This is a genomic window from Reinekea sp. G2M2-21, assembly GCF_015687175.1.
In the GTDB taxonomy this organism is placed as follows: Bacteria; Pseudomonadota; Gammaproteobacteria; order Pseudomonadales; family Natronospirillaceae; genus Reinekea.
Genome location: NZ_JADPQG010000004.1, coordinates 379,377 through 392,397 on the forward strand (window position 1 = coordinate 379,377; position 13,021 = coordinate 392,397).

The following is a 13,021-nucleotide window of genomic DNA, read 5'->3' on the forward strand; positions in this document are numbered from 1 at the left end:
TTAATTCTCCTGTTGGCCAGCAATGCTGACGCCATGCCAAATTAACATGTGTTGTGGGCCGACAAAGCCGTTTGCTGGCTCGAAATATCCACCCGTCGTATTGCGTTTAACCTGTTGGTTGCTGAATTTGAACGCTTGCAGGCTTTCTTTGATATTGCCGGAAATGATACCCCCCTTAAGTACCAGCGAGGGTTGACCGACACGATGCCAGAGGCCGAGTTTGATTTCACTGCTCCAGGTGAGCGAGCTTGGATTAACCAGTAACGATGAGAAATCAAGAATTTCAAAGATTTCTTCGCGATCACTGATCAAGGATTCCCTGGATTCCGAACCGACGCTAACGACCAGATTGCCGACAATGTGATTCGCTTCTTTACTGAGATATTGCGCCATTCTGGAGTCGATGGTTTGCCGAAGGACTACATTATTTTCAATCAGCGTGGCTGGTTGGGCGATTTGTCCTTCGTCGGTGTAAGCCGTGCTTTTTGCCATCTGTGGCAGCTTGGGATCCAGACCGATGGTCAACTGATCGGATCCAGCGAGGCTGTCGCCTGCCGTGACTCGTTGACCGGTCTTAAAATGTGGACCCTGAAAATATTCAGCCTGAGCATTGAGCTGACTGGCGACCGCAGCCATCATTTTGCTGATGGCGTAGCTGTCGATCAGTAACGCAGCGTTGCCTCGGGTCGGGGGTAGTGTCGCTGTCAATGTCAGCAGGGTTTCTTGTGCCACTGCATCCAGTTTATGTTCAATATCGGCCTCCGGCAGACTGATAAAATGCCAGTACTTAAGCACTTCCTGGTCATTCGGTGCCGGGTCTTTTTCCATGGCAACTTCAAAATAGATGTCCGTTGTATTCTTCGACGCACGGACCCCCTTCGACGTGATCAAAACCTCATGATGCCGATTGCAGTACAGTTCTGCACTGTTAACGATCACCGACGTTAAGCCTGGACAGTGTTGTTGGATACGCTGCAAAAGCTCCTCATGGCTGGCGTCCAGTTGTTCCAACAGATTTGGATCAGCTGAGGGTATCTCTGGATAATCTGCGGTCGGTTTCTCGGGCAATTCAAAGTAGGGGTTCAGTGCCAGCTTGGCGTTGTTGCTCAGGGTAGTGAGTTGAGCGGTGAGGTCTGAATCGGGATCCAGGCTGCCCTTGGCCGTGCCCATTTGCTGACCATCAGCGGTGGGAATAAACAGCTCAACCTCATAACTGTTGTCAGTGACGCGACGATCTTGATAGACCCGAATTTGGTTCATGGCGGTCGACATCATCAACGATTGTCGGCCTTCCGTGGTTTTGGCGCGCAACTTCCAACCATGAATATCGGCGTGATTGGCAGAAAAAACCGACAGCGCCTGAATCAACGATTCAATAGTCGATGGGTCACTTAACGTCATAGAGTGCATCCTTATGAGTCTCAGTTGCTTCGTTATTGAGCTCGCAAGACGCGACTGAAACGCAGCATCTGGCGAGAACAGTTTGGTGTGTGCCGATTACAGACAGTTTTAGTGCAGCTGGTATGCCAGCCGGAATTCTGAATCGTGTACTGTTTTTGTTGCGACCCGTTCACTGGTGTTGATGGCCGCTTTTAGATTCCTGAGGCGGTTTAGCCTACCACAGGGTCTCAAAAAGCGGAATTGAGAGCCATTCTCTGTGAGCTGAATTGCCATGCCGATGGCGGCGGGTGTCATAGCGTTTACGCCGGTATGCGGCAAACTCAACGGGATCGAAAAGCGGTTATTTGGGGGTACCATGAAAACAACAGCCAGAGCCATTGTGTTGAAACAGCTGCCAAAGCGGGACGTTTACGCGGCAGAATAGCTGCTCCAAGCGTTGCTGCAGATGACCCAGCGCCTGCAATCATCGCCGACTTCAGAACATGTGGTGTTAATGACAATGCAGCAGAATTTTTATGCGGACGACATTTTTTGAATTGTTTCAAGGCAGCCATGGTGATCGTATATCCGCCCAAGCCATTGGGGTATTAATTTAACTGTACCGCAGTGTTTTTTTTACCGGCTATGGCATGAATGAACCCAAAATAGTTAGTCGTATTGGGCAGTACATGCAGCAGCAAGTGGCCTGAACCTATAGAGGGTGTGTGCGATGGACATACTTTCGCTCCCACAAGGTCTGGCTGATCAGTTTTAACAGGCGTTGCTGGGTGCTTTGCAAAAGATCGTTCATTGACTCCGCAACACCCTCAAACGCCATTGACCGAGACTGCGTTGATTTGACCGAACCAGACTTGCTGTTAATAACCGCGCGTAAAATCAACCGCATCGGAAATGACCGCGTCACGTCGGTATTGCCTGATGTTTCTCGCCACCACCTTGCAGGCAGTGTCGGCGCGAGTTTGGGCGGAGATATGCGGTAAAACGGTAACCTGTTGATGCCGCCAGTAGGGGTGATCTTTAGGCAGCGGTTCGGTCATAAATACATCCAGAACCGCGTGAGCCAAATGCCCGCTTTCCAGACTAGCCAGTAATGCCTGGTCGTCGACAATCGCGCCTCGCGCAAAATTGATCAGACAAGCGCCTGGTTTCAACATTCCCAATCGTGGTGTGTCGATTAGACCCTGAGTCTGCGGTGTCAAAGGCAATAAGCATATCGCAATGTCCGCGCCATCCAGCGCCGCTTGCAACTGCTCGCTCCCGTGAAAACAGTGGACACCTTGAATCTGTTTCACCTGACGGCTCCATCCCCGAACCTGAAAGCCCTGTTTAATCAGGCTCTCAGCGGCTGCTCTTCCCAATTCACCCAGCCCCAATAGCGTGACAATGCGATCTTCTGGGGCCACATATGGCAATGGTTGCCAAGTGTGGTTGAGTTGTTGTTGACGGTAGATATGCATTTGTCGATGCAGGTACAGCGACCAGGTGAGAACCGCCTCAGCCATGGTATTGGCCAGCCCCGGGTCGATTAACCGAACCAGTTTTATGTCCGTCTGTTGGAAGGTGGCCAACAATTTTTCAACACCGGCCCACAAACTCTGCACCCAGATCAGGTTAGGGCATTGTTGGAGTAGCGACGGGTGCGGATTGGCAACAATGGCAAAGGTTGCCCGTTGTTTTTGTTCAGCCGTCATTTCGGCGAGCGCCATAAAGCGTTCACCGGGTATGGCGTTGCCTAACGCCGTCAACCAATGATGAAGTTCAGGGTCCGTTAGGTCGCCAAAAACAGGGATGACTGGATTCATTTGCTGAACAAGCCGTTAACATCGTTAAAACCTTTTATCTCCAAAGGATTGCCGGACGGATCACGGAAAAACATGGTCGCCTGTTCTCCTGCTTCTCCTGCAAAGCGGACTGTCGGTCCATACTCGAACACCACATCGGCGTTACGCAGACGCTCGGCCAGTGCATGCCACTGTGACATCGGTAACACCACGCCAAAATGAGGCATGGACACGAGTTCGCCGTCGACCTGTCCGGTTTTTGATTTCAGGAATGGTTTACCCAGATGTAATGACAATTGATGACCAAAAAAATCGTAATCGACCCAGGTGTCTGTGCTCCGGCCTTCCTGGCATCCCAGCAGGTCGCCGTAAAAGGCTCGAGTGGTATCCAGGTTGGTGACATGTATGGCGAGATGAAACGGGTAAGACATGGGTTTTAGTATCCAGAACAGAGATAGATTCCGCTAGAATGCCCTGACCAAGGCAGATGTCAATGTCATCTTAAGGTGATATTCAGTTACAATCCCTTACGTTTGGGGTCAATGTTACTCACCGTTGGCGTATAACCTATGCTGATTGTCTCGTAAGAAGTAGGAACTACGATGTCTCGTTCGATTACTGTTGCTGTTGTTGTGTGTTGTCTGTTTGTGACGGGCTGTTCCAGCTTGTCAAAAAAAGACTGTGTGAATGCGGATTGGTTTCAGATGGGGGTGCAGGACGGGCAAGCTGGGTACACTGCCAACCGAGTGTCTAACTATGTCGCCATGTGTGCGAAACACGACATAAGCATCGATCAAAATCAGTATCAAATCGGTCATGAACAGGGCATTCGCCGGTTTTGCCAACCCGACAACGGTTATCAACAGGGACTGAAAGGCCGCAGTTTACCGACGGTTTGCCCGACGGATATGCAGAGTGCCTTTGCTGCCGCGTATGAACGGGGATATCAGGAATACCGACTCAAACGAGACATCAGCGACGCAGAGCAGGCAATTAAACGAGGCGAGCGTGATGTTGCCAGCCTGGAAAACGAATTGATAAGCGCGACGGCGACACTTTATGGCGCCGTTGGCGACGAACAGAAATCAAGCGCTCAGCAAAGCGTCGATGATCTCAATGGTCGGATTCAAAACACTGAGTTATCCACCCTGGCCGCCCTGGGCAAACTAGCGTGTGCTTCCGGCGACTGGTATTCCGCAGGATTGACCGATGGTCTGGCCGGTCGCAGCGGTGCAACCTACAAGCGCCATGTTCGTCAATGCGACACCTACCATCCACTGCCCAGTCAGTCTGAATACATCAAGGGGCAGTCAGAGGGTATTCAGCGCTATTGTACCTTTGCCACAGGTGAAGCCCTGGGTTTAAGAGGGCGGTCACCGTCCAATCTTTGTCAGGGTGCCGGCAAACGAAATATCGAAGCGGGTTACGAGCAGGGACTGCGGGATTACAACGCAAAGGTTACCGTTGCCGGACTGAAAATGCGTCGCGACACCTTGGAACAAAGTCTACCTGCGCTAGAGCAGGAGCAAGCTAGGCTGGAGAATGAATTGCAGCGAACCGACCTGACCAGTCAACAGAAGCTGACTCTGACCCGCGAACTAAATCGTGTTCGTTTGGATCTGACCCGACAACAGGTAAACCTGAAAGAAACAGCGACAGAGTTGAACTGTTATATTGCGGATTGGCAAGCCATTGGTTTTGAGGCTGGGGAACAGGGCGCAGTATATGAAAACGACAGTCTGAGTTGTCAGGCCTATGGTTTGCGGGTGGATACTGAACAGTTCCGCATCGGTTATGAGTTAGGGTTGGTCAATTACTGCACGGCAGCGAACGGCCAACAGGTCGGTGCTCAGGGTCTTGAATACGCCAATGTCTGTCCGCGGCGTACAGAAGCTGATTTTCTCGACGGATACCTGCCGGCCTACCGGGCCTATCAACGCACTGAACTGAAACGGCTGCTTACCGTTGAGGTTGCTCAATCGGAAAAGGTGCTGGCGAACATGCAGCAAGAGATCGACCTGCTGACCAACGATTTGAATCAGAGCGGTCTGACCCGTGCGCAACGGTTGACAATTATTAACGAAATTGCGGCGTTGACCAAAGAGGAGCAAGCGTTGGTCGCGGACAGTCAATTGCAGAAAGCGCATTTGCAGTGCCTGACCGATGATTGGCTGCAATTAGGTAAGCAGCATGGTGCGCAAGGGTTGAGCAGTCAACTCAGGATTTTGAATTGTCCTCGGTTCGAGATTGCGCCGGATACCTCGTCCTACCGAAACGGCTTGAGTCGCGGCTTACTCAGCTGGTGTACTGTCGAACGCGGATACGACATGGCTTTAGCGGGCGTGGCGGCCAGTGAGGCCTGTTCACGGACCACACATCGTGAGTACTTTCGTGGCTACAGCGATGGTGAAAGTCGGCGTCAGAAACAGGATCGCATTGATCAATTGAGGTTGGAAAAGTTAACTCTTCTTGAGCAGCAACCGTTAGCGACGGCTCGCATTCAGGAAATTGATCTGTTGCTGGCTGGCAGCGGCTTATCATCGTCAACCATACGCCGTCTGAAGCAAGAACGCCTAACCTTGCAACAGACGCTGTTGACGAACGAAGCGCGGTTGGAAGAAATCGAAAAAGAATTGGCTGCGTTGGGTTCGTGACGCTCTCCACGCCAGACTTTACAGGCTTGTTCACTGGGTTAAACTAGGGTCAAGTTCATCACACGACGTCAACCAAAGGATACGGCACCATGAAACAATCGCTCTTCGATGTTCGTTGTGAATGGGGGCATCATGGTGTCGCGAAATTGCGCGATGAATGCGATGTTCTGATTATCGTCGATGTTCTGTCATTTTCCACTTGTGTCAGTATCGCCTGTGCAAAAGGTGTAAAGGTGTATCCTTGTGCGTTGGACTCAGACAGTGCCACGGAACTGGCGAAAGAAAACAATGCCCGTTTGGCCGTAAAACGCAGTCAATGGCAGCCGGATTCCGATCAGGTTTGTCTGTCGCCACTGTCCATGCAAAACCTGAGCAGCGGCGAGAATATAGTCTTACCATCGCCCAATGGCGCAACCTTGTCGTTAATGGCTGGCAATACACCGGTGTTGGCCGGATGTCTGCGTAACGCCCGTACCGTTGCCGCGGCTGCGATGCACTTAGGGTCAACGATCGGTGTCATTCCTACTGGGGAGCGCTGGGAGGATGATAGTTTGCGACCCGCATGGGAAGATCTGGTTGGCGCCGGTGCCATCATTAATGAGTTGGATGGAGAACGCTCCCCGGAAGCCGCGGTCGCGGAAATGGCCTATTTAAGTGTTGTGGGTGAGGTTGGTCAGCGTATGCATAACACTGTATCCGGTCGCGAGTTGGTGCAGCGCGGCTTTGAAGAAGATGTTCTGATGGCGTGTGAAGAAAACGTAGATGCCGTGGCGCCGAAACTGGTGCAGGGCAGTTATCAGGCCATCCGACAGTCCCGCTTTTAATGGCCGGCACAATTCACAACATCGCCAGAATCCTGTCCGTCATAAAATCCACTTGCGAATGATAGATCAGCTTTTACTATCCATTGATTCGCAGTAGGCAGTGGTAGCAGATTATGGCCGGTGAACCCGTTCAACGCAGACTTCAATTCGTTCTAGAACACTTTGGCAAACGTCCAACTGAAAACGTCATTCTCAATTATTTTGGCCTGGCCAACGAGGTCTACATTATCACCACTGCAGAAGGCAAATTTGTCGTTAAGAATTGTTTTAAAAACAACACCGAAGAGCTGGTTGCCAATGAAGCGGCACTTATCGAATTCTTGAATAAACAGAACGTTCCTTGCCCGGCTCTGGTGCCTACGGCTAAAGGCGACCCATACCTGAAATACGATGGCCATTATTACATCATGAGCGAATTCATGAATGGCTATACACCGACCTGGGAAGAAAACCTGTCACCCTCGTTAGCCCGTGAAACCATGCGTGCAATGGCTGAATATCATCGTGCAACTAAGAACTTTAAACCTCCTTTCGACAACAAACGGCTAAATGCGTTGGATATCGATGCGGCGAAAGCCTGGTTGTTGAATCTGAGTCAGCAACTTGACGACGATACGTCGGGGCGTGTCTCCGTGAAGAAAATGCGGCCGTTGGTCGCCGAATTGCTGACCGTGGCGGATGACTTGACCGCAGATCTGCAACAGGTCGATTTATCGCAATTGCAGCAGGCGTATATTCACGGAGATTTGCATTGTTTTAATCTGATTTTCAGCGAAGACAAACAATCATACAGCGGCATCGTTGATTTCGATTTCATCCGCCGGGATTATCGCCTGGTAGATTTTTACTGGGCCAGCCGTTCCATCATGTGGACCTACATTTGTCCCCAGTTGTTCGGTTTTAAGCCGTCGTCTTCGGGCCAGAAGCCAACGACCGAACAGTCAGCACAGGTGGTGCGTGAAGCCATGGCGTTTATGATTGATGAATACCGTAAGCACAATGAATTGCCCGACAAAGAAATAGCCCTATTGCCAGTGTTCGCCAAAGCGTTACCGTTGTTTACCGTGCGTTTTTTTAACCTGTCCAACAGCGAAGAAGAGTGTTTGGCGCACGCGGATTGGTTCTCTTATCAACTCACTCATCTCCAGGAAACTGTCGATGGATTACGCGTCGCGATCGATGAGTACTTGCAAACGTGATGTTGATGAAGCGGTTATTTTCACGACGTCTGGCCATGCCCATTGTGACGCTGGCGGTGCCTATCATGGTGCAGGGCGTCTTAATGAACCTGATGGGTTTTGTGGATGCGCTGATGATCGGCCAGCTTGGCGAGCTATCCATTTCTGCCCTCGGCAACGCTCAGCAACTGTTGAGCTTTCTGTTTCTGTTAATGGCTGCCATGTCCATTGGCGGAAGTGTTCTGATCGCGCAGTACAAAGGTGCGGGCCACCCCCAAGCGATTGACGAAAGTGCGCTGGCTATGGTGCAGATCGGCTTGGTTGCCGGCCTGATACTCGGTGCGATTCTGTTTTTCTTTGGTGAGCCTTTGGTCGGGTTACTGACAACAGATGTTTTCAAACCAGAAACAGCGCGCTCTCTGGTGCCGCAACAAGCAACTCTCTACTTGCGCCTGGTGGCCTTTGCCATGCCCTTTATGTTGCTGGGACAGTTACTGACTGCTGCCCTGAATGCGGTTGGTGATACCAAAACACCGGTAAAGATAGCCATCGCCTTTAACGTGGTAAATTTCGTTTTAAACTATGTCTTGATATTCGGAATGGGTTTTCCCGGCCTTTGGGCACCGTTATTTACTCCCTTGGGGTTTCAGGGCGCCGCCATCGCCACCTTAATTGCCGCCACCGCACAAGGCATGACTTTATTCTGGATCGCACGGCAGAAGGACAATGGTATTGAGCTGAGTTTGCGCCGTCTGTTTGGCGGGTACCGCGCAACACAGTGGCACATTTTTAAATTGGGTTATCCGAACTCCGTCGACGGTTTTTACTGGCAGGGGGCTCGGGTGTTTTACACCGTATTAATGAACGCAATAGGTGCGCTCGCCTACGCCGCTTATACCATTGTCAGAACGTTAAAATCCCTGTTTATGCTGCCCATTGGCGGATTGCAAACCGCTACCGCCGTCCGCATAGGTCATTTGCTCGGGGCAGGGCAGTTTCAGCGGGCCAAGGCCACCGCTTTGATTGCCATTGTGGTGGGTATGACGATCATGACAATACCAGCGTTGCTGCTGATCGTTTTTGCCAAACCGTTGTTGGCTCTGTACGCGATAACACCCGAAACCGAACAGCTGGCCTATGTGTGTACTTGGATATTGGCCGGCAGTCTGTTTTTCACCGCCGTCAATGCGGTTATTCCCGGTTTATTGCGCGCCGGTGGCGATGCCGCCGCGGTAATGCACATTACCTTGCTCAGTTTTGCGGTCTGTGGTGCGCCGTTAGCTTGGCTGTTAGGTGTGTATTTCCAGCTCGGCATGATTGGCGCGTTTGTGGGTATTTCGATAGAGGAAGCGTTTAAAGCGGCATTGTTTGTGCGGCGCATGCGCCAATACCTCTGGCTGAATCAGGTGATCAAACGCTGAACCGCTGGCTTATTGATTTCAGGTTGCTATTTGGTTTCGAGTCGGCCATCTGCGTGTTTCGCAAATCGACCTTCTGCGTCTTTATGCACCTGATCGGCATCCGGCCATGGCCAACCCCCAAATTGATCTTTTCGGTAGTCTGCAAATGCCTGATGAATCTCCTGTTCGGTGTTCATCACAAAGGGACCATATTGCACGACCGGTTCGGCAATGGGTTTGCCTTGCAACAGCAGCAGTTCGCACGGCAGTTCCCCACTGCGGATGACGACGGCCTGGTCTGACACCAGATGAGCCCCCTGTTTTTCTGACATAACTTGCGATTCAAGCTGAACCTGGTCGCCGCGATAAAAATACACAATTCGATTTACATCAGCGGCGGTAGCCGGTAATTCAAACGTTGCATTCGCTGGCATTTTTATATTCCAGACCGCAACATGATGATTCGACTCGGCAGCCCAGGATTCTGGTGGTGGCTTGGGTGCCTGTTGACCATTAAACTCACCGGCGATGACTTTTACAGTGGTGATATTTCCCTGCTCATCAGGGCATTCGACCAGTGGAATCTGTTCATTCCAGAGCATCGCGAAATGCGGTTCGACCATTTTGTTGCGGGCAGGAAGGTTAATCCAGATCTGAAACAGGACCAAAGGATTATCCTGTTCCGTGTTCAACAGAGGAAACATTTCGGAGTGCTGCACGCCTTTGCCTGCTGTCATCCATTGGGTATCGCCCCCCCCGTAGCGTCCGGCGGCACCCAGCGAATCAGCGTGATCCACCAGCCCTTCGTTAACGACAGTTATCGTTTCAAAACCACGATGGGGATGTGCCGGGAATCCGGGTATACGGTCACCATGGTACATGTTCCAGCCATTGACCATTTGGAAATCCTGACCAATATTACGACCACTCAACGACGCAGCTGGACCGAATTGTCCGTTAGCTTTTGGGTAATCGTCTTTGTGATAGACGCAGAATAAAAATGGGTCCAGCGTTTGCCACGGAAAACCCAGATCAAAAATTTCGTTGATGGCAGACATAATGCACTCCAGCTCAATGAGCACACAGTATAACCGTTGTACGTGAACGGTATCGTTCAAATGTTTTCAACAAAAGTGTCAGTGCCGCTGAATGAAGGGAAGGTAACGGCGTTACCTCCCTTTAGGTGATGTCGCTCAGGCGATTTTGGGCATTTGGGCAAGGAAGCTGGTGCCGTAATCCATGGCATCAAGTCCAAAATAATCGGCGATCGACTGACCAATGTCCGCGAACGAATGGCGCAGTCCAAGGTTAGCCGGTTGACGATTTTTACAATAGACCAATACCGGTATGTGCTCGCGGGTATGGTCGGAACCCGGCCAGGTCGGATCGCAACCATGGTCAGCCGTGAAGATGACCAGGTCATCCTCTGCGACAGCATCCAGTAGCTCTGGTAGTCTGGAGTCAAAATACTCCAGAGCGGCGGCGTAACCGGCAACATCGCGACGATGCCCGTAGCTGGAGTCAAAGTCTACAAAGTTGGTGAACACAATACTACGGTCTTTCGCGGTGTTGATGACCTCCAGCGTTTTGTCGAACAGCGCTGGCAAACCTGTCGCCTTGTGCTTTTCGGTGATGCCGGTGTGCGCGTATATGTCCGCAATTTTACCGACGGAAATGACGTGACCTTCTGCGTCTGCCAATTTTTGCAGAACGGTAGTGGACGGTGGCTGTACGGCGAGGTCTTTACGGTTTCCGGTACGTTCAAAACTTGACGCGCCTTGGCCAATGAAGGGGCGGGCAATAACACGGCCAATGTTGTACTCATTCACCAGCTCACGGGCGATGGCACATAACTCATAGAGCCGATCCAGACCAAAAGTGTCTTCGTGGCAGGCAATCTGAAAAACACTGTCAGCGGAGGTGTAAACAATGGGCTTGCCAGTGGCCATGTGTTCTTCGCCAAGCTGTTTCAGAATTTCAGTCCCCGAGCTGTGACAGTTTCCCAGTATGCCGGGCACTTTGGCCCGCTCAATAAACGCTTGCAGCAACTCCTCGGGGAAGGAGTTTTCTTTCTGCTCAAAATAACCCCAGTCGAATAACACCGGTACTCCGGCAATTTCCCAGTGACCGCTGGGTGTGTCTTTGCCGGAAGATAATTCTTCAGCAAAGCCGTAACTGCCAATGGGCTGTTGCGTTTCGCTTAGCCCCGCCGGAACGACATTGCCCGCGCTTTCAGTCGCCGCATTAATCAAGCCTAATCGAGTCAGGTTCGGCAGCGTGAGTGGACCAGACCGGCCGATATCGGCGTTGCCCAGTGCGCATTGTTCGGCAATGTGACCAAGTGTATTGGCCCCGACATCACCGAATTTTTCGGCGTCGTCACTGGCACCAATCCCGAAGGAGTCCAGGACCATAATGTGAACACGTTTCATAACCAGAACCTCGTTGTTAGCGTACGGTTTCATAAACCGGTGTAGGAGACGTGGGTGCGGAATCTGAAATTTCAAACGCCTCCAGTAAACGGGCTTTGACCTCGTCGTATTGTTTCTGTGACTGAACGTGAACCTGCAGCAATGGGCTGCCTTGTGTCACGGTTTCGCCCAGTTTGACGATCTGATCCAATCCCACTGCATGGTCGATCTGCTGATCTGCACGCGACCGGCCACCACCCAACTGCACCACGGCAAGACCGATTTCACGCGTATGAATCTTGCTGATGATGCCGGATGCCGGTGCCGGTAAGTCAATAACCAACGGTGCTTTGGGCAGGTAGGTGTCCATTTTTTCGACAAAATCTTCTGGACCACCCAAAGCTGTGACCATTTGCGAAAATTTAGTCAATGCCAGACCACTGTCCAAGGCTGTTTGCAGCTGCTGTCGGGCATCGGTTAAGTCGGTCGCCAGTTTCGCGGAACACAGCATTTCTGCGCATAAGGCCATCGTGACTTCGTGTAGGGCTTCGTCTCGGTATTCACCGGTCAAATAGCGCACCGCTTCGCGAACTTCCACGGCATTACCTGCGGAACGCGCCAAGACCTGGTTCATATCGGTCAGCAGGGCGGTTGTTTGGGTGCCGGCACCATTGGCGACCTGCACAATGCTTTCGGCCAGGGCCTTACTGTCTTCATAGGTGGGCATGAAGGCGCCATCACCCACTTTGACGTCCATGACCAAGGCGTCGAGACCTGCGGCCAGTTTTTTAGACAAGATGGAGGCGGTAATCAGGTCAATGCTTTCAACGGTGGCTGTGACATCCCGAATGCCATAGAACCGCTTATCAGCAGGCGCCAGGTTGCCGGTTTGTCCAATAATGGCCACACCGATGTCTTTAACGATTTTCTTAAACAATTCTGGTGATGGATAGGGGTCATAGCCGGGGATGCTTTCGAACTTGTCGAGCGTGCCGCCGGTGTGGCCCAGGCCACGACCGGAAATCATCGGTACAAATGCACCACAGGCGGCCACCATAGGACCCAACATCAGGCTGACGACATCGCCGACACCGCCTGTACTGTGTTTATCTACGACCGGACCGTCGAGGTCTGACCAGGTCATTACGGTACCCGAGTCACGCATGGCCAGTGTCAGAGCAACGCGTTCATCGATGCTCATACCCTTGAAAAAAATAGCCATCGCAAAGGCGCCGATTTGGCCTTCAGTGACCGAATTGTCGTATATACCCTGTACGAACCATTGTATTTCGGCCGTTGACAGTACCAGCCCATTGCGTTTCTTGCGGATAATTTCTTGTGGCAAAAACATATTGTTGTCCTTATTAGTGGC

Annotated in this window: 10 protein-coding genes; 4 read left to right on the forward strand and 6 right to left on the reverse strand. The window is 51.6% G+C overall.

Features of this window, described 5'->3' with window-relative positions; genetic code table 11:
- From IYN85_RS16870 to IYN85_RS16880, 3 genes are all read right to left on the reverse strand, one after another.
- Window positions 1-1,401 (reverse strand): metallopeptidase TldD-related protein, encoded by a 1,401-nt coding sequence (locus IYN85_RS16870; protein WP_196160086.1) that lies wholly within the window; start codon window positions 1,399-1,401, stop codon window positions 1-3.
- An 857-nt stretch (window positions 1,402-2,258) separates the two neighbouring features.
- Entirely contained in the window at window positions 2,259-3,203 is a 945-nt protein-coding gene (locus tag IYN85_RS16875) for a glyoxylate/hydroxypyruvate reductase A (RefSeq protein WP_196160087.1), read from the reverse strand.
- Window positions 3,200-3,613 carry a VOC family protein gene (locus IYN85_RS16880; RefSeq protein WP_196160088.1) on the reverse strand — a complete coding sequence of 138 codons (414 nt, stop codon included), beginning with the start codon at window positions 3,611-3,613 and terminating at the stop codon, window positions 3,200-3,202. Before IYN85_RS16880 ends, IYN85_RS16875 begins: the two co-directional genes overlap by 4 nt.
- Before the next feature lie 171 nt (window positions 3,614-3,784).
- Here IYN85_RS16880 and IYN85_RS16885 point away from each other — a divergent pair, with 171 nt between their 5' ends.
- The 4 genes from IYN85_RS16885 (at window position 3,785) to IYN85_RS16900 (ending at window position 9,259) form a co-directional block, all read left to right on the forward strand.
- The gene (locus IYN85_RS16885) at window positions 3,785-5,836 is read left to right on the forward strand and encodes a DUF2799 domain-containing protein (protein WP_196160089.1); all 2,052 of its coding nucleotides are present in this window, start codon (window positions 3,785-3,787) and stop codon (window positions 5,834-5,836) included.
- An 89-nt stretch (window positions 5,837-5,925) separates the two neighbouring features.
- A complete protein-coding gene (locus IYN85_RS16890) occupies window positions 5,926-6,660 on the forward strand; it encodes a 2-phosphosulfolactate phosphatase (RefSeq protein WP_196160090.1) in 735 nt (244 codons plus the stop codon).
- Between the two features lie 113 nt (window positions 6,661-6,773).
- Window positions 6,774-7,859 (forward strand): phosphotransferase enzyme family protein, encoded by a 1,086-nt coding sequence (locus IYN85_RS16895; RefSeq protein WP_196160091.1) that lies wholly within the window; start codon window positions 6,774-6,776, stop codon window positions 7,857-7,859.
- Between the two features lie 5 nt (window positions 7,860-7,864).
- On the forward strand, window positions 7,865-9,259 hold the full coding sequence (locus tag IYN85_RS16900) for an MATE family efflux transporter (RefSeq protein WP_196160092.1): 1,395 nt from the start codon (window positions 7,865-7,867) through the stop codon (window positions 9,257-9,259).
- 26 nt (window positions 9,260-9,285) lie between these two features.
- On the opposite strand, the gene IYN85_RS16905 is transcribed toward IYN85_RS16900, so the two are convergent.
- From IYN85_RS16905 to deoA, 3 genes are all read right to left on the reverse strand, one after another.
- Window positions 9,286-10,296 carry a pirin family protein gene (locus IYN85_RS16905; protein ID WP_196160093.1) on the reverse strand — a complete coding sequence of 337 codons (1,011 nt, stop codon included), beginning with the start codon at window positions 10,294-10,296 and terminating at the stop codon, window positions 9,286-9,288.
- 135 nt (window positions 10,297-10,431) lie between these two features.
- Window positions 10,432-11,670 (reverse strand): phosphopentomutase, encoded by a 1,239-nt coding sequence (locus tag IYN85_RS16910; protein WP_196160094.1) that lies wholly within the window; start codon window positions 11,668-11,670, stop codon window positions 10,432-10,434.
- A gap of 16 nt (window positions 11,671-11,686) precedes the next feature.
- Window positions 11,687-13,000 carry a thymidine phosphorylase gene (deoA, locus tag IYN85_RS16915; RefSeq protein ID WP_196160095.1) on the reverse strand — a complete coding sequence of 438 codons (1,314 nt, stop codon included), beginning with the start codon at window positions 12,998-13,000 and terminating at the stop codon, window positions 11,687-11,689.
- Between the last annotated feature and the right edge of the window lie 21 nt (window positions 13,001-13,021).

Coding starts and splice junctions, on each gene's coding strand:
- IYN85_RS16895 (WP_196160091.1), top strand. CDS start 6,774: ATGGCCGGTGAACCCGTTCAACGCAGACTTCAATTCGTTCTAGAACAC.
- deoA (WP_196160095.1), bottom strand. CDS start 13,000: ATGTTTTTGCCACAAGAAATTATCCGCAAGAAACGCAATGGGCTGGTA.
- IYN85_RS16875 (WP_196160087.1), bottom strand. CDS start 3,203: ATGAATCCAGTCATCCCTGTTTTTGGCGACCTAACGGACCCTGAACTT.
- IYN85_RS16885 (WP_196160089.1), top strand. CDS start 3,785: ATGTCTCGTTCGATTACTGTTGCTGTTGTTGTGTGTTGTCTGTTTGTG.
- IYN85_RS16880 (WP_196160088.1), bottom strand. CDS start 3,613: ATGTCTTACCCGTTTCATCTCGCCATACATGTCACCAACCTGGATACC.
- IYN85_RS16870 (WP_196160086.1), bottom strand. CDS start 1,401: ATGACGTTAAGTGACCCATCGACTATTGAATCGTTGATTCAGGCGCTG.
- IYN85_RS16905 (WP_196160093.1), bottom strand. CDS start 10,296: ATGTCTGCCATCAACGAAATTTTTGATCTGGGTTTTCCGTGGCAAACG.
- IYN85_RS16900 (WP_196160092.1), top strand. CDS start 7,865: ATGAAGCGGTTATTTTCACGACGTCTGGCCATGCCCATTGTGACGCTG.
- IYN85_RS16910 (WP_196160094.1), bottom strand. CDS start 11,670: ATGAAACGTGTTCACATTATGGTCCTGGACTCCTTCGGGATTGGTGCC.
- IYN85_RS16890 (WP_196160090.1), top strand. CDS start 5,926: ATGAAACAATCGCTCTTCGATGTTCGTTGTGAATGGGGGCATCATGGT.